The sequence below is a fragment of the Streptomyces sp. NPDC047000 genome (genome assembly GCF_040644295.1).
GTDB lineage: Bacteria > Actinomycetota > Actinomycetes > Streptomycetales > Streptomycetaceae > Streptomyces.
The window spans coordinates 66,029-89,433 of the sequence record NZ_JBEYWE010000008.1 but is presented as its reverse complement, the minus strand read 5'-3'; the positions used below and the strand labels follow the sequence as shown (position 1 = coordinate 89,433).

Here is a 23,405-nt window from a genome sequence, read left to right as displayed (position 1 = left end):
GTGCCCGTGCGGGCTGCGGTGCGGGTGCGGGTGTGGCGCAGGGCCGTACCCGGGTGGTGTCGCCCCCGCCGCCCCTTCCCTTTCCCGTCCCCCAGGGGCTCCGCCCCTTCGACCCCACCAGGGGGCTCCGCCCCCGGCCCCCGGCGGGGCTCCGCCCCCGCACCCCGGTAGGGCTGCGCACACCGCACCCCCGTGGGGCTCCGCCCGCATCCCGGTGGGGCTTCGCGGGGGTCGGGGGCGGCGGCGCTGCGGGGCTTCGGGGCTGTCGGGTGGGGTGGGGTGCGGGTCCCGCAGGTCGCGGCCAGGGTGGCTGGGGCACTGGCCTGGGCCGATCGCCAGTAGAATCCGGTCACGTGACTTCTGCGCCTGCCAAGCCCCGTATCCCGAACGTCCTCGCCGGACGCTACGCCTCGACCGAGCTGGCCGTGCTCTGGTCGCCCGAGCACAAGGTGCGGCTGGAGCGGCAGCTCTGGCTCGCCGTCCTGCGCGCCCAGAAGGACCTCGGGATCGAGGTGCCGGACGCGGCGATCGCCGACTACGAGCGCGTCCTCGACACCGTGGACCTGGCCTCCATCGCGGAGCGCGAGAAGGTCACCCGGCACGATGTGAAGGCCCGGATCGAGGAGTTCAACGACCTCGCGGGGCACGAGCACGTGCACAAGGGGATGACCTCCCGCGATCTCACCGAGAACGTGGAGCAACTGCAGATCCGGCTCTCGCTGGAGCTGATGCGTGACCGTACGGTCGCCGTCCTGGCCCGGCTCGGCAAGCTGGCCGCGGAGTACGGCGAGCTGGTCATGGCCGGCCGCTCCCACAACGTGGCCGCCCAGGCCACCACCCTCGGCAAGCGCTTCGCGACCGGTGCCGACGAGCTGCTCGTGGCCTTCGGCCGGGTCCAGGAACTCCTGGGCCGCTACCCGCTGCGCGGCATCAAGGGCCCGGTCGGCACCGCGCAGGACATGCTGGACCTGCTCGGCGGCGACGCGGCCAGGCTCGCCGAACTGGAGCAGCGGATCGCCTCGCACCTGGGCTTCTCCCAGGCCTTCACCTCGGTCGGGCAGGTCTACCCGCGCTCGCTGGACTACGAGGTCGTCACCGCGCTGGTGCAGCTGGCGGCGGCGCCGTCCTCACTGGCCAAGACCGTCCGGCTGATGGCCGGGCACGAGCTGGTGACCGAGGGCTTCAAACCGGGCCAGGTCGGCTCCTCCGCGATGCCGCACAAGATGAACACCCGCTCCTGCGAGCGCGTGAACGGCCTCATGGTCGTTCTGCGCGGCTACGCCTCGATGACCGGCGAGCTGGCGGGTGACCAGTGGAACGAGGGCGACGTGTCCTGCTCGGTGGTGCGCCGGGTGGCGCTGCCGGACGCGTTCTTCGCCCTGGACGGTCTGCTGGAGACCTTCCTCACGGTGCTCGACGAGTTCGGTGCCTTCCCGGCGGTCGTGGCCCGTGAGCTGGACCGCTATCTGCCGTTCCTCGCCACCACCAAGGTGCTGATGGGCGCGGTGCGGGCCGGGGTCGGCCGGGAGGTGGCCCACGAGGCCATCAAGGAGAACGCCGTCGCCACCGCGCTGGCGATGCGTGAGCAGGGCGCGGAGCGCAACGACCTGCTCGGGAAGCTGGCCGCCGACGAACGCCTCCCGCTCGACCACGCGCAGCTCGACGCGCTGATGGCGGACAAGCTGTCCTTCACCGGCGCCGCCGCCGATCAGGTCGGAGCGGTCGTCGGCCGGATCGAGGAGATCCTGAAGCAGTATCCCGCGGCGGCCGGGTACACCCCGGGGGCGATCCTCTGAACCCGGCCGGGAACGCGCCCGCCGGGCCTGCCGGACCGGCGGGTTCACCCGGCCCGCGGCGCTTCACGCCGGCCGAGCTGGAGGCCGCCCGCGGCCGGCTCGTCCCGGATGTGCTGGCGGACGGGCTCGATGTGCTGTTCTGCGGCATCAACCCCGGTCTGATGACCGCCGCGACCGGCCACCACTTCGCCCGCCCCGGCAACCGCTTCTGGCCGGTGCTGCTTCTCTGCACTTCACCCTCACGGGTGAGTTGGCGTACGTAGCCACTCAAGGCGCGGCGCCGCCCCGGCCTTCAAGCAACGACGCCAGCCCGGGACCCGGCATCGTGTGGATGCCGCGCTGGCACGTTAACCCAAGGCCGAGTTGTCTCGCCACTACTTCTGGTGTCGCCCACGTGCGCGCATGATCTACGCTCAGCGGTTACGACCAAAAGTCCCCTCTGATCTCAGCCATGTGATCTTCTTGGCGAGCTCGCTGATCCCAGCTTTCCGAAATCCTCCGGAGCAACCGCTGTGTGCGAGGCCAGCGGACTCCGACGGCTTGGGCGAACTTCTGATACTTGTCCGCAAGGACTCTTTCTTGCTCTCCTCCGGCGTCAAGTGATCGCCATGTCGCCCCCCTACTGTTCATCACGGCAATTGCGAAGCCATTTTCAATGTCCTGGCTTCGAACGCTATCAATTATTTGACATACTTGCAGAGGGGGCCACTCGGCCGTCGAACCAGAAGCATGGAACAGCATTTCCCCGATGAAGCCGTCTCCGTACCGGAGCAGCTTCTTCTCCAGGAGCAGTCGCCGCGTCTCCGTGATCCAATCAGCCAGTACGGGCCCCTCTCCATCCCCCTCAAAGCGAGGAGCGCCCTTCCATGACTTGAGCAAAGAATATGCCTGCTTGGCCTTATTCTTCATCTCTTCAGTGACTTCAACCTCGACATCCCCACTACCTTGAGGAGGGAAGATCAAAGCAATCAAATCGACAAAAAACGAAGGATTCTGAGCCATCTCCTCATGCAAAATCAAGGCGGGTGACTCCAGGCCATCCCCCAGGACCGGCAGGAATTTCCACTCGACTTGCGCCAGAAGCCCCCGAATAACCCCCGGAGTTCTACGAGCGTGGGCCAGGAGTTCTTTCAATTCGTAAACGACAGAGGAAATTGATTCCGAAGTCTGCTCCTCGAATGATGCTTGATGTAGGGCATAAAGCATTTTATTGACGTCGAAATCATCACCTTTCCCCCTGGCGATCCAAAAGAGAGGGATCGTCCTTTCAAAGAGTTCCATCTCCAGGAGCGTGTCAACGGCCTCCCGGCGGTCCGACTCGGACTCTAGCTGGTAGAGGTTGAATCGACTCCAGTACGCTTTCTTCACTCCATCGTCGCACTGTCCGGCGAGAGCGAAAGTAGCATTCCCCGGAGGTAGGGCGAGCAAAAATCGAACAACCCTTTCCTGCGGCCATTCCGCAAACCTATCGGAGAACGTTGAAACCCACGACCAGCCCTCTACCGAAAATCGAGAGATGACGTAGCCGAATGCCACCCTACCGACAGGGTCTTCGGGCGATTCAAGCGCGCCAAGCATTTCCTCATCAAACTCACGAGCGATGGCTCCGAGTGCAATTCCAAGCCGTTCCGGTGCCTTACACTTAACAGCCAGGCTCCATACTCCTTCCAGTCCAAGATCGCTTACTACGCTCCGCGCTACTTCTTCTTGCTTCTCCTGCACCGCAGTGAGGTAGTTGGCGTCTGACACGCTGAGTCCTGGAAGCTCCGGATGGTAGGAAAAAGCCGAGGCCAACTCCTCTGTCTGATCCCCATTATTCAGTCGGTCAAGTTCACGCTCGACTCGGGACACCTTTTCTTCAGGTAGTGCCCAGCCAGCGGATGCATATTTCCGGTGCTGATGAACCAGTTCCCGAAGTTGGCGGAGAATTGCGTCCAAGCTGTCGGGGTCGACCGAGGAAATCGTTACGTTACTGAGATCTCCGAGTACTGCATCGAACTGCTCATCGGGAAGTTGCGGCAATGCCTTGATTAGGTTAATCCACCCCGACTGATGAGTATAGACGTCCTCCAGGAGACGGTCCACGAGTTCACGGCAATGTCGAATAATTTCCGAGCCGGTCAGGCCTGCCGGCTCGTCGTCCGGCTGCCATTCCCTCCATTTTGGACTGTAGGTATTTTCCGCAAATGTAAGCGGCGACGGGAGAAGTGCCACCATGAGGTCCCAGGCCGCGCGGGGTGCGGCCGCTCGAATAGCATCCAGCACCAAGTACCGCTCGTCGAAACCGGCTGACGTTTGGGGATGCCAGGGTAGGAAGATCTGTTGCAGGCTACGAGCAGGGCGGTTGCTCCAGCGCCCTCCAGGCTCTCGCTCTGCAAGGAGGGCAAGAATAACGGCAGAAGTTCCGAGGTGGTCTGGTGCCCATGCCAATGCTTCAAGACCCCAGAGCAGGCCAGTGTGTTTGGGATGTCCGAAGAAAACCTTTTCAGCCTCGGGATTGAATACGGCTAGGATGCTCCCATCCTCAAGGGCGCGGTCAACCATTTCTAGATACATATCGGGTGACGCTTCAGCCAGCAACGGGAGGGCATAGTCGAGGGAGGGCCACAGAAGCCGAGATTCATCCGCAGTTGCTCGGTCCAGCACCTCCCTAACAATGGAGTCTACAAAGCTCTGTCCGGTCATTCCGTTGGGAAAGGTGAAGTCTCCAGTGCTGGTGGCAATCAGTGCGAGGCTATCCGCTACGTTTGCCATTAGGTTACTAGTCCAGGGCAGCGAATGACCATACAGCCCCGCAGCCCAGCGCTTATCAACCTCCAGTGAAAGGGCAGGGTCGGGGGTCGTCAGCATGTTCACCGCAAGCTTACGGAAGTTTGCCAAAGTGCTGGCAGTTGCGTAACGCGCCACGAGTCCCCATGAATCCCGTTTCGATACACAGAACCACTGCGCGCCCTCTCGGCGCACTGGCATGTCACTTTGCCCCGACCAGCGGGCACAAGCGGCACTAACCTCAGCATAGGACTTAGAGCTGATTTCACTCAAAAATTGCTCATCGCCAGTAGCCCCCTCCTGCCATGCTCCTGCAAGAATAAGGGGAACGATCTCAGCAGCATTCTCGGGAGCCGCCCATGCGGGAACACTGGTTGCGTTAGCGGAGACCCGCCTCCTAAACATGAGCAAACTGCGACGTGCAATTCCTGCGAGATCATGAGCCTCCGACTCAGATACGCCCACGCTGACGAGAGCTTCCGCCGCCGGCTGGCGTTTGATCCGGGGAAGCGGGATACATGAGCCGGAAGTCGGCGCGTTCAGATCGGCAGGAACAGCAACTTGATGACCGATGTCTGCCGCTTCGACTGCTGGAGGCTGACTGAATGTCGGGATCAGCAGCAAGCGCGTATCTGACGAAACTCGTGCGATCACCTCGTCCCACGCTTTAGGGGAGTCGACCACCAGAGCGCGTCGCGTTACCAACTCCTGCGAATCCGGCGGAAGCGACAGGATGGTGGCCGCAATGAAGGCAAAGGATTCTTCAGCAGACTCCGCTTGGACTGTGATTACTGATGGCTCACTCTGCAACCAGGCAACGAGTTCTTCGGCCGCCGCCTCACGACCAGCTGTTACCAGAGCAGGAGGGACCGGTGGCAGAGTAGCGAGGGACCACCGATTCCATGCAGTGCGGAGATCACTTGCGCCGTCCGGATCACGGCCCAGCATTTTGGTTACTCGGGCGTGGACCGCAGGATTACTGTCAAGCCAAGCCTCCAACGTGTCAGCGTCGTAGGCCCGAACGTCTTTCCAGACTTTTTCTGCGCGCTTGGTTGCAGCCCAGTTGTCCCTCATAGGCCAGCGCCTCGGAGTTACGAAGATGAATGTGGTCTCTGACGGCACCACACCCTGAGGATCTTTGGTCCGAGCAGCGTAATCGCTATCTGCTTTATCAGTTACGTCCTCGTTGACGCCCATTTCCCAGACGGATTTCCCGACTGGAACCCAAGGGTTTCCCTGGACGGTATCCGCCTGTCCGTCCCAGCCGGGCATCCCGATTCCTTCACCCGAACGAAAGTCGACCGACAACAACTCAGCGGTTGAACCGATGACGAGGGTTCGGATCAGCCCAGGCAGCTCGTCACGCGCCACGAGACGCTCAGCCCACCCCTCCAGCTCCAGGGCGTCCACCAGCCAGCCGCGTGTCCCCCGGAACCTTGTAGGTGCTGGCGTTTGTGGGGTCGGCTGCTGGTCTAGCGCGGCTCGCACCTCGTCGATGTTGAATCGGCGATGCCCGCCCGGAGTCGTATCGAAAGGGATCCGCCCGTTGCGGGCGTACCGCTGCACCGTCGCGGGACGCAGGCCTAGCGCAGCCGCTACCGCGGAGGAGGTTGCTGTGCGAGCTGGAGTCATGAAAACACGCTAGCACGGATTTCACGATTTACTACAGGCTTCCTAGCTACGCTCCGTAGCCCAACGCTCGCGTGTTTCGAGCCAGCTTCAGACAGACTTGCCGCTTGCAGCGGTCCATGCGCTGGGCGGGGATCTCCCCGGCGCCGTCGAGCATCAGGCGGCGCTCGAGGAGCCGGAGGTGGACTGCGGGCGCGGCGGGTGTAGCCGATGCCGCGTCATACGGCCTGGCCCCCGTCGAGTGCGGTCTGCTCGGCGTCGTTCAGTTCGGCAGTGCGGCGGAAGTCGGCGACCTTGCCGGGCATGTCGAGGGTGATGCGCAGGTTCGGGGCCAGGGCAACCTCGTCGGCGACGTGCTCGGGCAGAAGGCCAGCGACAGCGGTGCGGATGGCTCCGCGGTTGATGTCGTGGTCGCGGGCAAGGGCGGTGATGGCCCGCCTTCCAGGTAGCCGGTGCGCACGACGTCGGCCTTGTCCGCCGCGATGGCAAGGCGGCGCCCGCCCTTGTTGCCCTTGGCCTTGGCAGCCCGCAGCCCGTCATACGTCAGCTCCCGCTGGAGGTCGAGTTGGAGTTCGCCAGCCGTGGCGAGGGCCTGCACCATGAACTTCACGGTGGACAGCAGCTCCTCGATGCGCGGATGGCGGCAGTGGGGTCCATGCTGGAGAACGCCGTCGTGGATGCGCAGAGCGAGCCGGTCGCGGTGCAGGACATCGAGCATGTCGAGGAGGTGCCCGGTGCTGCGTTCGAGGCGGAACATGTCGGAGATGTGCACCATGTCGCCAGCCGCGCGTACGCCAGCAGTTCGCCGAACTTTGGCCGTTCCAGCGGGTGGAGGCGGCTGGAGGTGCCGTCGACCCTGCTGTCAGCAGACCCTGTCAGCAGCCGCCATCGGATAGTCCGGGTTCATTCCACACCTGCGGCGCCTGTCGTCATTACGACACGCCTGGCTGCCCAGCAAGAGATGGCCCCCCACCGCTCCGGTGGCGGTGGGGCCATCTCTACGCTCCTTGGTTACCGGGCAGCCCTGCGCGGGGCAGGTCGTCGGGGTCCTCCGAGCGTGGGGAGCCGCTTGGTGTCGAGCGGGCGCAAGACCGTTCCGATCCGGCCCTCGATCCTGCGCACGAGGCCTTCCTCGGTGTCCGCTGCCAGCGGGACGACCATCAGGCGGGTCCACCGATCGGCGCGTCCGCGCAGTACCTGCTCTTGGACGCGGTCACCGACCGATCCCTGACGGATCGCGCTCCCGATGTAGCGGATGACGTTCGCCGAGTCGGCGGCGATGTAGACACCCGTCGAGAATTCGTTCCAAGCTGCATCCTCTGTGATCTGCAGGATCGTCGAGGCGGCCGGGATGCGCCGGAGCAGCGCGGTTCCAGCGAGATCGCACGCGGTGTTGTAGTTCTCCGGAGTGAGCGTGTACGCGGAGTGCTTCATCGAGCGTCACCACTCTCGTCCAGGTCGGCCCGCATACGGTCGGCCCGGCGGCGAGTGCCCCGCCATTCCGAGACAAGGTCAGTGATCTCGACGAGCGTGTTCCGCACGCTGGAGTTGTCGTACCCCAACGTGTCCACCAGCGCCACGCCGTCCTGGCCGATTACGCCGCCGACCTGCTGGGCCGCGTCAAGCAGGTCGTCGAGGCGTGCCTGGAAGTCCTTGAGCGCCATCGCGAATCGGTCCTCGGGGCTGGCGTGCGTGATGCCTTCCTCCTCGAACAGGTCGGCGAGTTCACGCAGCCGCTCAGGGGTGAGGATGTCGGCGTCCGCGATCTGCTTGTCCTGCGGCATGGTGCCCTTGGCCAGCTCCTGCGGGTCCCGTCCCGCCCGGCCGTCCAGAACGATCTGGCACAGCTGCCGCAGGCCGACGTCGGTCTTGGCCAGCTGCCGCATGATCTGCTGGGGCTCGGTGTTGCTGCCGCGGCCGCCGAACTCGGAGCGGGTCAGCAGCTGGGTTCGGCCTCCGACCAGGTGGTAGCTGGCCAGCGCGGCGAGCTCGGCGATGGCCGGCCCGGCGCCTTCTCCAGCCTGTACGAGCTCGCGAAGCGCCTCGGGCAGCAGGTCGAGCGGGGACCTGCGGGTGAGTTCGACGCCGCGCAGCACCGACCAGCGCCAGGCCCGGTCGAGCGACGAGCGCAGGGCGGTGAGCCGCTTGTCCGCGGGGAAGCCCCGCAGGGCGACCTCGGCGGCCAGCTGGGTGCGCTCCTCCAGCTTGGGCTTCGCGCCGGTGAGGTCGACGATCGCCTCGTTCACCGCGCGGGCCTGGCGCTTGTTCGGGTGAGGGTTCAGTGCGCCGCAGGCCAGGACGGCGACCTCGTCGGGGCGAAGGTCATGCTCGCGGTCCGAACCGTCGAGGATGTCGCGGACCCCTTCGGCGGTCATTCCGCCGGGGACGGGAAGCAGACCGCGTTCGTAGAGGTTGTCCACCGCGGCGTTCGCCTTGGCGTTCAGCGTCGTCGCGGTGGAGAAGTTCATGGGCGGCGCCATGTGGAGGTGCGCCACGAACCGCCGACGGGCCCGGTCGAACCCCCGCGGGGCCGAGAAGCCGATGATCACCCGGGCGTTGGGCATGATGGAGCAGCGGACCTTGCGGGCCTGCTCGTCCGTGACCATGTCGCTTCCAGCCCACTCCACGAGGTCCCGGAGCAGGTTGGTCGCGCGTCGGCTGCCGGGACGAAGGTTCCATGCGACGTCCTTGAACGTGATGCCGAGTCCCTCGTGGCTGGCCACAGTACGGCCGAAGCCATCCGTGGATTCAAGCCTCGTCACGACACCCAAGTCAGTGATCACCCGGACTGCACTTAGCCATCCCGGAGTTTCGATACCGCGGTCAAGGATGGAGCCGACGTGCGGGTTGTTCGCCACCATGTCGGCGATCCGCGGGGCCATGGCGTCGATCAGCTTGTCGGCCGAGTCCATCTCGAAGGTGAGCAGCGCCTGCCCCTCGACGGCCCCGAACCGAGGCATGCCGATCGTGCCGCGAGCGTGCTCGTCCTCGAAGCGGATATTGTCGGGCGACGGCAGAACGCGCCAGGTAACGACATCGAACTCGATGTACGCGAACTCCTCGGAGCCGAAACGCTGCACCTTCGGCGAGCGCAGGGCCCGGCGAAGCTGCTGCTGGTCGGCAGCGGCGGCGGCCAGCGTCTCGGCCAGCTCCTGGCTCAGCCCGGCCACGATCCCGGCGGCGACGCTCTTGTCGATCACTGCCTGAGAGGCTGGCGGACGCAGTTGAGCACCGATGCGTCGGTGATCGACAACGTCCGACTCGTTGCCGAAGGAAAGCTGCGGCTCGACGGCCGAAGTGGGTACAGACACGGGAGTCTTCCTCAGTCTCTCGACCTGCTCACCGATTTGGTGAGCAGAGGGCGAGGGCTGGGACCTGACTCGGCACCGTGCCCCCACCTGCCCTCCCGGCCGGGTGGCCGTCCAGGGTTGTGGCACACACCGCCCAACTCACCGCTCTTTCAGGACACCCGCCGGTCAATGACGGGTGGAGCCTTGGCTCGACCGGGCCACTCGGATGGCAACGGCCGTGCTGAGCACATGAACTGACGATGATGAAGCTAGCCGGAAACTGTAGCACCCGGTGGGTCATATTGAACAGGGTTGCTATCAGGGTCAGTTCCACCGACCTCGGCTGAGGGGGCATAGTGTCCATCGAAGTGACGGATCCCGGGCGGGGCCACGCTCCGACGGCCGGGCACGAGCCGCCCAGCACGGGGATACGACGTTCACGCCGGTCACGCAGCGCTACATGTCCAGTCGCCGAAGCTATACGAGAACAGGGCCGCCTGCGCCTGCGCCAGGCACGATTCACCCGTCCCCAGGCAGGCGGCGGGCCGGAATCCCCAGATCGACGGTCGGCCTCTGTGCCCGTCGTTGGGTCTCCTCGCGCTTCCCACGTAGGAAGGTGAGCGTGAGGTTGATGCCTTCGACCTCGCCGAGCCAGTTTTCTCCTTCGGCCTGCTGAAGGCGGGCGAGGAGGTCGGCTTCGAGCTCTTCGAGGCGACCGAGCATCTTCGGGTTGATGTGGAGCATCGGGCACCGGATGCAGGCGTGTTCGTGTTGGCAAGGGGTGCCATAGGGGCGTCCGCAGGATCCGAGTTCAACCTTGCGGCGGTCGAAGTGGTCCTCGAACTCGTCCCATTCCTGGTCCGTCGTGTCACGGTACTCGCCCTCAGGTCGGACCTCGCGGCGGTGGTGGATGAACTCCTGGTAGTGACGGATGACATCTTCGTCGAAGACCGCAACGTAACCACGGGTGGTCTGGACATCGAGATGACCCATGAGAGCGGCGCCAATGTGGATCGGCAAGCCGCTGTTGACCAACTCGGTGGCGAAGATTCTACGGAAGTCGTGCGGGGTGAACTTCAGCCCGCGGAACTCCTGGTGGATCTTGGCCAGCTGGTCGCAGATCCGGCCGAGCATGACCTGGATGGTTGCGGTGCTGAAGACCATGGGGGTGGTGCCGTTCTGGCGCTGGAAGAGGAACGGCATCGGGGCACTCCACACCTTGTCGTGGTAGTCGAACCGACTGACGAGCGGGATCGGACGGCCGGTGCGGGTGTGGCGGCGGACGATCGAGGCGATCACGTGGAAGAGCTCGGCAGACATCGGGATGACGCGCTCGCGGTCCGTCTTCGACGGTGCGATCACCAGCAGCGCGATGACCTCGCCGTTCGCCCGCTGGTACTGGCGGATGCTCAGGTGGGTCAGTTCACAGAGCTCCTCGATGCGCACGCCCGAATGGCGCAGGGTCTCGACGGCCGCCCATTCCCAAAAGGCGCCTTCCTCCTCCGTGCCGATGTGGATGATCCGGCCGCTTTCCACTTCCTGCACGCGGGTGGGAACGGCATCGCCGTGGCGGAGCAGTTTACGGTCGGCTTCGGTGCGAATCCGCCGGTACTCGGTGCCCTCATGGGTGAACACCTCGCCCTCGGCGGTCTTGTCGGCCTGCTCCAGGAGCAGACGGGCGCGGTCGTAGCGGGTTTCGACATGGTTGACGAGCAGAGGCAGGAGAGGCTGGCGTTGGCGGGTGCGGTCGGCGGAACGTTCGTTGATACGCCGGCGGCGCGCTCCGAGCCCGCGTAGTTCGCTGGGCGGGACGGGGCACGGCGCAACCCATGCCGCCCAGCGTTCGGGCTCTTCGGCGGCCCAGGTGTGCAGGTCGTAGTAGAAGGAGCGGAGCGCGATGACGATGCTGTCCTGGCCGACGCGAGGCTTGCCGTCGTCCTTGACTGTGATGACCTGGCGCCAAGCCGTGTAGGTCTCCGGCGAAATGCGCAGGTCCTTCTGGTCCGGGTTGATCTTCTCGATGTTCCTCCAGAAATGGCGGGTGAGCTTGCAGGCCAGGTCCTTCAGGGTGGAGTAGTCGGTGTCGGCCTTGCGGCGGGCGAGGTAGTCGATGAGCAGGCTGCGAACAGCCTGGTTGGTGATCTCGTACTGGTCGACGAGTTCCTCGACATTGAGCTGTCCGCGCAGCGAGGCGGCCCGCATGCTCTCCGGTGTGGAGGGCGGGAAGTGCCCCATGGCGTGCAGGACGTTCCAGATGCCTCGGCCGGCTAGGCGGTTGGATGCCTGGCTGCCGGGCCGCAGAACGCAGCGGGCCTTTCGGTTCTCGTGGGCGAAGTGCAGCAGAGCGGCCGGGGTGACGTCGCTCAGGGCGACGTCCTGGCTGGCCAGCACCATGCATACTTCGTTGATCGCGTCGCGGCGGTGGACGTGGCGGATCTGGTGGACGCGCACATGCTCGGCGAACGTGTCCAGGAGTGGGTCCTCCTGGGCGGCGATGAACGTCGGACCGAAGTTGGGCAGCGGGTTGCGGCGGAGAGCCAGCAGGGTGGGCCGGATGACCCGCAGGCAGTACAAAGCCCGGATCCCCGGGACGATGCTCGTCCCCGTGGTGCGGCGGGATGCGACTGCCTCGGCGTCGACCTCGCCTCGGCCGAGCGGACTGGCGTCCCACCGTTGCTGCCAGGTCTCACCGGGGAAGGTGAGGAGGTATTCGAGCAGCGTGCGCGTGGAGTGGGTCCAGTTCAGGCGGGTCGCGCGAGGTGTGTCGGGCCAGATCGCGGCAGCGCCGGCCACGCTCGACAGCTGCGAGGCGGAGGCGGTGGCGAACTCGCCGTGCGGCCGGGGCGGGGCAGCTGCGACGGCGGGCTCCGGCGTGATCGTTCCCCCGACGAAGCGGCTGGCGAACTGGAGCCCCTCCACGACCGGGCCGTGACGGCGACTGAGGCCGGTGGTACGAAGCTGTGTGTCAGGCACCGAACACCGCCGCGATGTCGTCGGCGTTGTAGCCGGAGGGGTAACTCCGTTCAGCACGCGGGGTGTTGTAGTGCTCGGTGAGCTTGTCGAAGATCTCCTCGATACGGACCGTTAGATAACGACTGGTGGTCTGGATGTTGGCGTGACGCAGAACGGCCTGCACCTCCGGCAGCGTCAGCTTGCCGCCGTTGGCCATGCGGCTCGCCGCGGTGTGCCGCAGGTCATGGAGGGTCCAGTTGGTGCCCAGAGCTTCGTTGGCCCGCTGGATGACGCGGCGCACCGCCCAGTAGGACATGGGCCGGTCCGGGCCGCGGCGGGTCCGCCACAGCGATTCGCCCGCCGCGAGCGTGCCGATCTCGTCCAGGTAAGAAGCCAGGCGGAGGAACGCCTGCGGTGAGGCCGGGACGGCCTGCCTGTCCCGCGTGCCCTTGGAGATCACGTAGACCTTCTGGCCGGCCCAGTCGACGTCCCCGATGCCGACACCGAGGAGTTCCTCGGCGCGGGCGCCACTGGAGACGTAAAACTCCAGCAGTGCGCGGTCGCGCTCGCACCCCATCCGCTCGAACAGCTCATCCCACAGACGATCGGGGATCGACCGCGGCGGACGGTCCGGAACCTTCTGCCGCAGACGGGCACGGCCCAACACCGGCTTGGGCTCCAGCGGGCTGCGGTGAGCGAGGGCCCGGCGCCTCTGCGGTGAGACCGGTACAGGGTTGGTGACCGGTCCGTTGCCCTGGTGGGCGTGGAATTCGTAGAAGCCGCTGACCACCGACAGTGCATGGTTGATCGTCCGCGGCGCGTACCCCACTCGCAGCACCGGCTTGCCGGTCCGCAGGTTCACCGAGCCCGGTACCGAGCCGCCAGCTGTCTTCCGCTGGCGCTGTGGGTTCGCCGCCGTCCGTAGCCACCCGGCCAGCACCGCTGTCTCGGCCTCGGTCGCTTTCTCCCAGGGCACCCCGAGCAGCCACAGCACCCTGAACCAGCGCAGCAACCCGTACCCGTAGCTGCGGACCGTCAGCGGACTACTGTCGTTCAGGGCCAGGTCACGCAGGTAAGCGGTGACTGGTTCGATCTCGTCGTCGTACCCGTTGACGACGATATAGGGAGGATGAACGCCCCTCGCCGGGAACACCGCCCCGACGCGGGGGATGTCCGCCCGCCCTTCCATGAGTTCATGTCGCAGGTCCACCTTCACTCTCCTCTGTCCTCTCGGGAACCGTCACCGATGCCAACGAGCAGGGATAGTGCAGATAACTGTGCACCTGTCCGGTTTCACCCCGCGGCTGCTGCGGCCCGCCGAGCAGCGGGAGTTGCTGTCGTACGGGCTCGGCATCACGAACGTGGTGGCGCGGGCGACGGCCCGGGCGGACGAGCTGACCGCCGAGGAGTACCGGGAGGGCGGGCGGCTGCTGGCGGCGAAGACGGCCCGGTCCGGGCCCCGCTGGCTGGCGGTGGTGGGCGTCACCGCCTACCGGGCCGCGTTCGGTGAGCGCACGGCCCGGGTGGGGCCGCAGGAGCGGACGTTCGGGGACACCCGGGTGTGGGTGCTGCCGAATCCGAGCGGGCTCAACGCGCACTGGACGGCGGGGACCATGGCGGAGGAGTTCGGACGGCTCCGGGCGGTCGCGCGGCCGGACCGCCGCCGGGTCTGATCGGGGCGGTCCGGAGGGCAGTGCGGCCGGAGCGGGCGGTCGGGCCGGGGCCGTCTCCGTGACCACCGCGAGGAGCTGGAACGGAAGTTCACGGTCCCACTGCGAGACCCCGAGGGCGACCCGGCGGTCCACGCGTCGGGTGCCGCACATGGACGTCCGGTACGTGCGCGCTGAGCGAGGCCCAGGGCTCCTCGGCGTCCTCATCGGGAGCGGTTCGCTCGAACGCGCTGTGCAGGCTGATCACTCGGGGCGCCCCCAGCGCTCGGCGAGCCGCTCACCCGGTCCGTCCCGCTCCGCCTCGAACTGCGCCCGGGTCTCCTCCCGTGCTGCCCCGCTCCGCGGGAAAGACCGTCCGCGCAGCGGATCGATGGCGGCGAACTGCTTCGCGATGTCCATCCGATCCGGTGCAGCGGCCACCACTGGCAATTGGTGGTACGTCAGCCGCGTCCCGTCCACCGGGTGGATCCGGACCGTCCGGTCCCACCCGGTCCGCCGGTCCGGTACCGGGTCCCCGTGCACCCGCACTCGCCGCTGCCCGCCGTGCCGAGTACGATCCGCCCCACACGCGCACGAGCTGGGAGGACGGACGTTGGGGCGGCTGACCGGCGGGGATCCCTCGCTGCTGCGAAGGATCAATTCCGCGGTGGTGCTGCACGCTCTGCGTGCCACGGACCGCGCGACACTGACCGAGATCACCAGGGTGACCGGGCTGTCCCGGCCGACCGTCGAGGGTGTGGTCGAGGGACTGATCGAGGCCGGCCTGGTGGTCGAGCAGGCGGCCGACGAGAGTGCCGTACGGCGGCAGGGGCGGCCCGCCCGGCGGTTCCGGTTCCGCGCCGAGGCCGGCCATCTGCTCGGTCTGGAGATCGGCCCGCACCGGGTCGCCGCGCTCCTCGCCGACCTGGACGGCCGGGTGCTCGCCTCCCAGGCGGGAGAGGTGGCCGCGACGGCCGACGCGGACGAACGCCTGGAGCGGCTGCGCACCGCCGTCACCGCCCTGCTGGGGCGGGCCGGTGTCCCGCGCGGGTCGCTGCGCGCGGTGGGCGTCGGCACGCCCGGCATCATCGAGGCGGACGGCACCGTACGGCTCAGCACGGCGCTGCCGCAGTGGACGGGGCTGCACCTCGGGGAGCGGCTCAGCCGCTCCTTCCGCTGCCCGGTGCTGGTCGAGAACGACGCCAACGCGGCCGCCCTCGCCGAGCACTGGAAGGGCTGCGCCACCGACTCCGACGACATGGTGTTCGTGCTGGCCGGGCTGAGCCCGGGGGCCGGTTCGCTGATCGGCGGCCGGCTGCACCGCGGCTTCGGCGGAGCCGCCGGCGAGATCGGCGCGCTGCATCTGCTGGGACGGGAGGTGACCCCGGAGACGCTGCTGTCCACGACCGACGAGCCGCTCCACCCGCTGGACGAGCAGGCGGTCGCCGAGGTGTTCGCCCTGGCGAAGAAGGGCGACCAGCGGGCCCGCGCGGCCGTCGACCGGTTCATCCAGCGGCTGGTGCACGATGTGGCCGCGCTCGTGCTGGCCCTGGATCCGGAGCTGGTCGTGGTCGGCGGATGGGCGGCGGGACTCGACGGTGTGCTGGAGCCGCTGCGCCGCGAACTGGCCCGCTACTGCCTGCGTCCGCCGAAGGTGGCCCTGTCCCTGCTGGGCGAGGCGGCGGTGGCGGCCGGCGCGCTGCGGCTCGCCCTCGACCATGTGGAGGAGCAGTTGTTCGCGGTCGAGGGCACGGCGGTGACGGGCCGCCGGTAGGGCACCCGGCCGCGGGCACCGCGCCCCCTGTGGTCCGCGGCCCACCACAGGACCGGCGCACGGACCGGCGCACCGACCGGTCCGGTGCAGGTCAGGACGCCCGGCGTTCCGGGCCCTCGTGGATCTCGACGCCGCCCGAGGCGCCGAAGGTGAGACGGCAGGTGTCCGCACGGTAGGTGGCCGTCGAGAGTGCGGCGGTGCGGCCGGACGCGACGAAGCGGGTCGTGACGACGAGGACGGGCGCCCCGGGCAGCCGGTCGAGTTCCCTGGCGTCGTCCGCGCGGGCCGAGCCGAGTTCCACGGCGCGGTCCTGGTCCTCCAGCGGCAGGTGCTGCAGTTCGCGCAGCACGGCACGCGCGCGTGCCGCTCCGGACGGCGTGTCGATCCCGGAGAGATCGGGGACGGACGTCGCGGGGATGTAGAGCAGTTCGGCGGCGACCTGCTGACCGTGCGATGTGCGGGTGCGGCGCACCGTGTGGACGGGTTCGTCCGCGGGGATCTCCAGCGCGGCGGCGACCGCCGCCGGCGGCACAGCGGTGACGCAGTCCACCGGCTGCCAGGCGTCGCCCGCGGTGCCGGGCCAGGCATGCCGCTCCGTGCCGACGGCCACGCCGACCCGCGGCGGGGCGACGGTCGTACCGACGCCGCGCCTGCGTTGCAGCCGGCCCTCCAGCTCCAGTTGCTCGAGCGCCTGCCGGAGCGTGGCACGGGCCACGCCGAAGCGGGCGGCGAGATCGCGCTCGTTGGGCAGGATCTCGCCCACGGCGAACTCGGAGTCCAGTGCCTCACTGAGCACGGTCTTCAGATGCCAGTACTTCGGCTCCGGCACCGGTTCCAGCTGCGTGGTCCCCACCCTGTCCTCCGCAATAACCGTGGTCCGGCGGCGTTCTTAAGGCGCCCTTGAATATGAAAGGTTGTTGCACTTCTCAGCGACCATAGGGCGGCCCCCATCCTTGGTCAATACCAATCGTTGTTCCCATAGTGGGTGCACAGGGGCCGGGCAACAGAGCGTTCATACAGCGTTCGCGACCGGCCGGGCAGGACGGCGCGTCGCGGCGTGTCGGACCGCCGGCAGGCGCGGGCGCGGGCACCATCAGGGGGCTACCCGTCAGTAGCGATTACTGCCAAGCTGTCTGCCTGCCCGGCCGTCGGCATGCCCGCCGCGCCGGTGTCCTCCGCCGCACCGGCGCCCGTTCGCGAGTCCCAGACGAGGAGCAGCCCCCATGCCGTCCGCCACCGTGTCCTACGAGGTCCCCTCCCCGCTCGGTCCGCAGCCCGTGACGGTGTCGTACACGCGTACCGGCCACGGTGAGCCGCTGCTCCTGCTGCACGGGATCGGCCATCACCGGCAGGCGTGGGACCCGGTGGCCGGCATCCTCGCCGCCGAGCGCGACGTGATCGCGGTGGACCTGCCGGGATTCGGTGACTCCCCCGCCCTGCCGGACGGCCTCGCCCACGACCTGCCCACGGTGAACGCCGCCCTGGCGGGGCTCTGCGCCGAACTGGGCGTCGAACGGCCCCACGTGGCGGGCAACTCGCTCGGCGGGCTGCTGGCCCTGGAACTCGGCCGGGAGAAGCTCGTACGGTCCGTCACGGCGTTGTCACCGGCGGGGTTCTGGTCCGACGCCGAGCGGCGCTACGCCTTCGGTGTGCTGCTGACGATGCGGCACCTCTCGCGGCGGCTGCCCCTTCCGCTGGTGGAGCGGCTGTCACGTTCCGCGGCCGGCCGCACGCTCCTGACCAGCACCATCTACGCCCGTCCGGGCCGCCGCTCACCGGAGGCGGTGGTCGCCGAGACGCTGGCGCTGGCGAACGCCACCGGGTTCGAGCGGACGCTGGGCGCGGGTGCGGCGGTCCGGTGGACCGAGGACATCCCGGGCATCCCCGTCACCGTGGCCTGGGGCACCCGGGACCTGCTGCTGGTCCGCCGCCAGGGGGTGCGTGCCAAGCACGTCATCCCGCGCGCCCGCCTGGTGAGCCTGCCCGGCTGCGGGCACTGCCCGATGAACGACGACCCCGCGCTGGTCGCCCGCGTGATCCTCGACGGCAGCCGCTGACCGCTCGCCGCGAGGGGCAGCGCCTCGTCCACGCGCCTCGTCCACGCCCACCGGCCGCGCACGGCGGCCGGGCACGGCGGCCGGGCACGGCGGCCGGGCACGGCGGGCCGCGTACGGCCCCTGTGCATCAGCCGCACCGCCAAAAGCCATGGTCCCGGAAAGCCGCCGCCACGGTCCGCTCGTCGACCGCTGCCGGACCCCCGCATCGCGGCATCACGCCCGAGCACCTGCCGAGCCGGGGGACCGGGGGCGGATCTGTTCACTCCTGGTTTCCGTGTGCGCCGCGGCACCCCAGTAGGTGTGGCTGTGCACACCGGCCGGAACCCGTTCCATGGAGGCACAGCCATGACACACCGTCCGTTCCCCGGGCGCCGCGGCGTACTGCGCGGCTCCCTCGCCGCCTCGGCGGCCCTGACCCTGCCCGGCACGCTCGGCGCCGCCCCGGCGTTCGCCCGCTCCGGACGGCCCTCGGCCGACTGGGGTGTGCAGACCGGCGACGTGACCGCCGACTCCGGTCTGGTGTGGGTGCGTTCCGACCGCCCGGCCCGGATGATCGTGCAGACCGCCGCCACCGAGTCGTTCCGCAACCCGCACACCTGGCACGGCCCGCTGCTCGGCGCCGGCACCGACTTCACCGGCACCACCCGGCTGCACGGTCTGCCGTCCGGCGAGCAGATCCACTACCGGGTGCTCCTCGCCGATCCCGACGACCCGCGCCGCACCGGCGAGCCGGTCACCGGGACCTTCCGCACCGTCCCCGCCCAGCGCCGCAGGGGCGTGCGCTTCCTGTGGTCCGGCGATCTGGCGGGTCAGGGCTGGGGCATCAACCCGGACTTCGGCGGCTACACCATCTACCGCGCGATGGAGAAGCTGGACCCGGACTTCTTCCTCTGCAGCGGCGACAACATCTACGCGGACGGCCCGCTCTCCGCCACCCAGGCGCTGCCCGACGGCAGTCTCTGGCGCAACGTCACCACCGAGGAGAAGTCCAAGGTCGCCGAGACGCCGGCCGAGTTCCGCGGCAACTTCCGCTACAACCTGCTCGACGCGAACCTGCGCCGGTTCAACGCCCGGGTCCCGTCGGTGATCCAGTGGGACGACCACGAGGTGCGCAACAACTGGTACCCGGGCGAGGTGATCGCGAGCACCGACACGCGGTACACCGAGAAGAGCGTCGACGTGCTGGCGGCGCGGGCACGCCGGGCGTTCAGCGAGTACTTCCCGGTCTCCACGCTGCGGCCGGGCGCGAAGGAGGGCCGGGTGCAGCGAGTGATGCGGCACGGGCCGCTGCTGGACCTGTTCGTCCTGGACATGCGCACCTACCGCGACGCCAACTCCCCCGACGACCGGACCACCGACCCGCAGGGCATCCTGGGCGCCGAGCAGCTGGAATGGCTCAAACGCGAGCTGTCGCGTTCCCGGGCGGTGTGGAAGGTGATCGCCGCCGACATGCCGCTCGGCCTCGTGGTGCCCGACACGACGGAGGGCAGGCCGAACTTCGAGGCGGTGGCGCAGGGCGACCCGGGCGCGCCCCTGGGCCGTGAGCTGCAGATCGCCGAACTCCTGCGGTACGTCAAGCACCGCCGGATCACCGGCACGGTGTGGCTGACGGCCGATGTGCACCACACCTCGGCGCAGCATTACCAGCCCTCACGGGCGGCGTTCACGGACTTCGAGCCGTTCTGGGAGTTCGTCTCCGGCCCGCTGAACGCCGGCGCCTTCCCCGCCAGCGCCCTGGACGGCACGTTCGGCCCGGAGCGGGTGTTCGTGAAGGCGCCGACCGCCTCCAACGTGTCCCCGGCCGGGGGGTACCAGTTCTTCGGCGAGGTCGACATCGACGGCGACAGCGGCGAGCTGACCGTACGGCTGCGCGAGCAGGACGGCACGGTCCTGTTCACCAAGGTGCTGCAGCCCGGTCTCGTGGGGCAGTGAGCTCCGCGGTTACGGCGGCCGCGGCCGGATACCGCAGGTAACCCACCGGGTAAGTACAAGAAAAAACAACAAATCAGCCATAAGCGTGCTTAACCCATCAGTCACAATGCGTTTGTGATCACGCAACACCTTTCCTTCACAGTGGCTGCATGAATCGAGACATGACTGGTGCGACGCACGCCGACGACGACCGTCCCGGACCCGGCCGCCGGACCGCGCCGGCCGGGCTCGCCGGCCTCCTCACGGGCCTGCGCACACGGTGGACACGGCGCCACGGTCACGCGCCGCCCAGGGACGACACCGGTGCCGCCGGTACGGGTACCGGTGCCGGTACCGGCGGCACCGCACCCGCTCCGGACATGCTGTGGCGGATGCGGACCACGGTCAGGGACGCGCCGGGCTCGCTGGCCGCCCTGTGCGCCGCGCTGGCCGGGCGCGAGGTCGACATCCTGAGCCTCCAGGCCCACCCGCTGGCGGTCGGCACGGTCGACGAGTTCCTGCTGCGGGCCCCCGCCGCGCTCGCGGCGCCGGAGATCACCGACGCGGTATCCTCGGCCGGTGGCGCGGACACCTGGATCGAGCGGGCCGACGCCCACGATCTGGTGGACGCCCCGACCCGGATCCTCGGTCTCGCCACCCGCACCGCCCTCGACGCCGCGGAACTGCCGCTCGCGCTGCGGCAGTTGCTGGGACGCTGCACCATCCGTTCGCTGCCCGCGCGACCGGTGTCCGGCGTCCCCGGTGCCGTCGAGGCACCCGCCGAGGGCGTGCTGGAGGACACCGTGATGCGACTGCGGGCACCGGAAGGCGGAGTGATCACCGTGGAGCGGCCGTATCTGCCGTTCACCCCGACCGAGTTCGCGCGGGCCCGCGCGCTGGTGGAGCTGGACTCCCGGCTGGGCATGCGCATACCGCGCGGCCAGGACGTGCTGACCCTGCCGGAGGGTCATGACATCACCGTGAGCCGTGCCGGAACGGACGACCTGGCGGCGGCCAGGGAGATGCACGAGCGTTGCTCCACCGGCACGCTGAGCAGGCGTTACCACGGTCCGGTCGGCGACGCGGACCGCTATCTCAACCACCTGCTCAGCCCCCGCTTCGGCCGCACCCTCGCCGCCCGGACGGCCTCCGGGCGGATCGTCGGTCTCGGCCATCTGCTCTGGGACGGCGACGAGACCGAGATCGCGCTCCTCGTCGAGGACGAGTGGCAGCGGCGCGGCATCGGCGGCGAACTGCTGGAGCGCCTGGTGGCGATGGCCGTCGAGGCGGACTGCGCGAGCGTGTACGCCGTGACGCAGGCGTCCAACACCGGGATGGTCGCCGCGATGCGCGGTCTCGGCCTCCCGCTCGACTACCAGATCGAGGAGGGCACGCTGGTCATCACCGCCCGCCTGGACGCCGTCCCGGCCGCGGTGCGGGCGGAACGGTTCGGCCGGTACGTCCTGCGGGACTGAGGCCCCCGGGACGACGAGACGCGGTGGCCGCCCCGGCGGACGCCGGCGGTGGCCCGGTGCGACCGGGCGGGCGACTCGCCGCAGCGGGACGCCGTGTGGACCGCACGCCCGGCGAGAACCCACGGGAAGTCTCGAGCCCGGTACGCGTGACACCTGACGCCCTGCACCACCACGCGGGCCGCGCCCCCGTGAGGCCGCGGCCCGCAGGACGGATCCGCGGCAGCGGGGCCGGACGGGTTCGCGGCAGCCGACGGCCCGGACCGGAACCCGGCCGGTCTTCCGGCCGTGGGGGTGCGGCCCGCCGCCGCCCGGGCGCGGACAGCGGCGGCGGCACCGGCGCGCCCCGGCGGAATCCGGGTGACGCGGGCGTCACCACCGTACGAGGATGGCCGCATGTCTGACTTCACCAGCCCGCTGCCCCGTCAGGTCGCCGACGGCTACGTCGACGCACTCATCGCCCTGGATCCGGTCACCGGTACGTATCTCGGGGTGCCGGAGAGTTCGAGCCGGCTGCCCGACACCTCACCCGCGGGGCAGGAGGCCCTGGCGGACCTGGCCCGCACCACCCTCGCGCGGCTCGACGAGGCGGAACGCGGGCCCGGCGCGGACAGCGGCATCGAGCGGCGCTGTGGCCGGCTGCTGCGCGAGCGGCTCACCGCCGAGCTCGCGGTGCACGACGCCGACGAGGGCCTGCGCCATGTCGGCAACCTGGACACGGCCCCGCACCGGGTGCGCGAGGTGCTCACCGTGACGCCGGACCGGACCGAGGAGGACTGGGCCGCGATCGCCGAACGGCTGCGCGCCGTGCCCGCCGCGTTCGCCGGGTACCGCGAGTCGCTGCGCCTCGGTCTCGACCGCGGGCTGCCGGCGGGCCCCCGCCCGACCGCCACGTTCACCGGTCAGCTCACCGAGTGGGCGGCCCCGGACGGCTCCGGACACGGCTGGTTCGAGGGCTTCGCGGCGGCGGGCCCGGACGCGCTGCGCGGCGAGCTCGACGAGGCGGCCCGCGCGGCGACGGCGGCCGTGGTGGAGCTGCGGGACTGGATGCGCGACGTGTACGCGCCGGCGATCGAGGGTGCCCCGGACGCGGTGGGCCGGGAGCGGTACGCGCGCTGGTCGCGCTACTACAACGGCACCGATCTCGACCTCGACGAGGCGTACGCGTACGGCTGGGACGAGTACCACCGTCTCCTCACCGAGATGAAGCGGGAGGCCGGGAAGGTGCTGCCGGGCGCGGCCACGCCGTGGGCGGCGCTGGCGCACCTCGACGAGCACGGCCGGCACATCGAGGGCGTCGACGAGGTCCGCGACTGGCTGCAGGGCCTGATGGACAAGGCGATCGGGGAACTGGACGGCACGCACTTCGAACTCGCCGAGCGGGTGCGCAGGGTGGAGTCCTGCATCGCTCCGCCCGGCGGCGCCGCGGCGCCGTACTACACACCGCCGTCGGAGGACTTCTCCCGGCCGGGCCGCACCTGGCTGCCGACGATGGGGCAGACCCGGTTCCCGGTGTACGACCTCGTGTCGACCTGGTACCACGAGGGTGTCCCCGGCCACCATCTCCAGCTGGCCCAGTGGACGCATGTCGCCGGCGACCTGTCCCGTTACCAGGCCACGGTCGGCGGGGTGAGCGCCAACGCCGAGGGCTGGGCGCTGTACGCGGAGCGGCTGATGGACGAACTGGGCTTCCTCACGGACGCGGAGGAGAGGCTCGGGTACCTGGACGCGCAGATGATGCGGGCGACGCGGGTCATCGTCGACATCGGCATGCATCTGGAGCTGGAGATCCCGGCGCACTCCCCGTTCCGGCCGGGTGAGCGCTGGACGCCCGGGCTGGCGCAGGAGTTCTTCGGTGCGCACAGCAGCCGTCCGGCGGACTTCGTCGAGAGCGAGCTGACCCGCTATCTGACGATCCCGGGCCAGGCCATCGGTTACAAACTGGGCGAGCGGGCCTGGCTGCTGGGCCGTGAGAAGGCCCGCGAACGGCACGGTGACGCCTTCGACCTGAAGGCGTGGCACATGGCGGCACTGTCCCAGGGCTCTCTCGGTCTGGACGACCTCGTGGACGAGCTGTCCCGGCTGTAGCCGTCCCGGCCGGTGCCG

At 68.9% G+C, this 23,405-nt stretch carries 15 protein-coding genes and 1 pseudogene; 8 read left to right on the top strand and 8 right to left on the bottom strand.

The genetic code is table 11. From position 1 onward, the window contains the following. Positions 1 to 353 precede the first annotated feature (353 nt). Together purB and ABZ862_RS15450 are read left to right on the top strand one after the other, a co-directional pair. Positions 354 to 1,796, top strand: a complete 1,443-nt coding sequence (gene purB, locus ABZ862_RS15455) for an adenylosuccinate lyase (RefSeq protein WP_360957604.1) — start codon at positions 354 to 356, stop codon at positions 1,794 to 1,796. A 77-nt stretch (positions 1,797 to 1,873) separates the two neighbouring features. Continuing rightward, a pseudogene (locus ABZ862_RS15450) lies at positions 1,874 to 2,017 on the top strand (uracil-DNA glycosylase family protein); the annotation flags it as partial. Between the two features lie 199 nt (positions 2,018 to 2,216). Here the strand turns inward: ABZ862_RS15450 and ABZ862_RS15445 are convergent. The 6 genes from ABZ862_RS15445 to ABZ862_RS15420 all read right to left on the bottom strand — a co-directional run bounded on the left by ABZ862_RS15445 (position 2,217) and on the right by ABZ862_RS15420 (position 13,646). Then, positions 2,217 to 6,197: a helix-turn-helix domain-containing protein gene (locus ABZ862_RS15445; RefSeq protein WP_360957601.1), complete on the bottom strand. Its 3,981-nt coding sequence runs from the start codon at positions 6,195 to 6,197 to the stop codon at positions 2,217 to 2,219. 259 nt (positions 6,198 to 6,456) lie between these two features. Next, the gene (locus ABZ862_RS15440) at positions 6,457 to 6,969 is read right to left on the bottom strand and encodes a recombinase family protein (protein WP_360957598.1); all 513 of its coding nucleotides are present in this window, start codon (positions 6,967 to 6,969) and stop codon (positions 6,457 to 6,459) included. 236 nt (positions 6,970 to 7,205) lie between these two features. Further along, positions 7,206 to 7,628, bottom strand: a complete 423-nt coding sequence (locus tag ABZ862_RS15435; RefSeq protein WP_360957595.1) for a hypothetical protein — start codon at positions 7,626 to 7,628, stop codon at positions 7,206 to 7,208. After that, positions 7,625 to 9,505, bottom strand: a complete 1,881-nt coding sequence (locus tag ABZ862_RS15430; RefSeq protein WP_360957593.1) for a hypothetical protein — start codon at positions 9,503 to 9,505, stop codon at positions 7,625 to 7,627. The genes ABZ862_RS15435 and ABZ862_RS15430 overlap by 4 nt, the downstream gene beginning before the upstream one ends. Before the next feature lie 498 nt (positions 9,506 to 10,003). Next, on the bottom strand, positions 10,004 to 12,403 hold the full coding sequence (locus ABZ862_RS15425) for a site-specific integrase (protein WP_360957591.1): 2,400 nt from the start codon (positions 12,401 to 12,403) through the stop codon (positions 10,004 to 10,006). 46 nt (positions 12,404 to 12,449) lie between these two features. Beyond that, positions 12,450 to 13,646 carry a tyrosine-type recombinase/integrase gene (locus ABZ862_RS15420; RefSeq protein WP_360957588.1) on the bottom strand — a complete coding sequence of 399 codons (1,197 nt, stop codon included), beginning with the start codon at positions 13,644 to 13,646 and terminating at the stop codon, positions 12,450 to 12,452. 55 nt (positions 13,647 to 13,701) lie between these two features. Between ABZ862_RS15420 and ABZ862_RS15415 the strand changes: the two genes are divergently transcribed. Further along, positions 13,702 to 14,109, top strand: a complete 408-nt coding sequence (locus tag ABZ862_RS15415; RefSeq protein WP_360957585.1) for a mismatch-specific DNA-glycosylase — start codon at positions 13,702 to 13,704, stop codon at positions 14,107 to 14,109. 240 nt (positions 14,110 to 14,349) lie between these two features. On the opposite strand, the gene ABZ862_RS15410 is transcribed toward ABZ862_RS15415, so the two are convergent. After that, positions 14,350 to 14,505, bottom strand: a complete 156-nt coding sequence (locus tag ABZ862_RS15410; protein ID WP_360957581.1) for a hypothetical protein — start codon at positions 14,503 to 14,505, stop codon at positions 14,350 to 14,352. Positions 14,506 to 14,698: 193 nt separating this feature from the next. On the opposite strand from ABZ862_RS15410, the gene ABZ862_RS15405 reads away from it, so the two are divergent. Continuing rightward, on the top strand, positions 14,699 to 15,859 hold the full coding sequence (locus ABZ862_RS15405; RefSeq protein WP_360957578.1) for an ROK family transcriptional regulator: 1,161 nt from the start codon (positions 14,699 to 14,701) through the stop codon (positions 15,857 to 15,859). 91 nt (positions 15,860 to 15,950) lie between these two features. Here ABZ862_RS15405 and ABZ862_RS15400 read toward each other — a convergent pair whose 3' ends face one another. Further along, on the bottom strand, positions 15,951 to 16,712 hold the full coding sequence (locus ABZ862_RS15400) for a GntR family transcriptional regulator (protein WP_360957575.1): 762 nt from the start codon (positions 16,710 to 16,712) through the stop codon (positions 15,951 to 15,953). 370 nt (positions 16,713 to 17,082) lie between these two features. Between ABZ862_RS15400 and ABZ862_RS15395 the strand changes: the two genes are divergently transcribed. The 4 genes from ABZ862_RS15395 to ABZ862_RS15380 all read left to right on the top strand — a co-directional run bounded on the left by ABZ862_RS15395 (position 17,083) and on the right by ABZ862_RS15380 (position 23,387). Beyond that, positions 17,083 to 17,916 carry an alpha/beta fold hydrolase gene (locus tag ABZ862_RS15395; protein WP_360957572.1) on the top strand — a complete coding sequence of 278 codons (834 nt, stop codon included), beginning with the start codon at positions 17,083 to 17,085 and terminating at the stop codon, positions 17,914 to 17,916. Between the two features lie 345 nt (positions 17,917 to 18,261). Continuing rightward, positions 18,262 to 19,848, top strand: coding sequence for an alkaline phosphatase D family protein (locus tag ABZ862_RS15390; RefSeq protein WP_360957569.1), 1,587 nt, complete (start codon positions 18,262 to 18,264; stop codon positions 19,846 to 19,848). Between the two features lie 161 nt (positions 19,849 to 20,009). After that, positions 20,010 to 21,302, top strand: a complete 1,293-nt coding sequence (locus ABZ862_RS15385; RefSeq protein WP_360957566.1) for a GNAT family N-acetyltransferase — start codon at positions 20,010 to 20,012, stop codon at positions 21,300 to 21,302. A 393-nt stretch (positions 21,303 to 21,695) separates the two neighbouring features. After that, a complete protein-coding gene (locus ABZ862_RS15380) occupies positions 21,696 to 23,387 on the top strand; it encodes a DUF885 domain-containing protein (RefSeq protein ID WP_360957563.1) in 1,692 nt (563 codons plus the stop codon). The last annotated feature ends 18 nt before the right edge of the window (positions 23,388 to 23,405 follow it).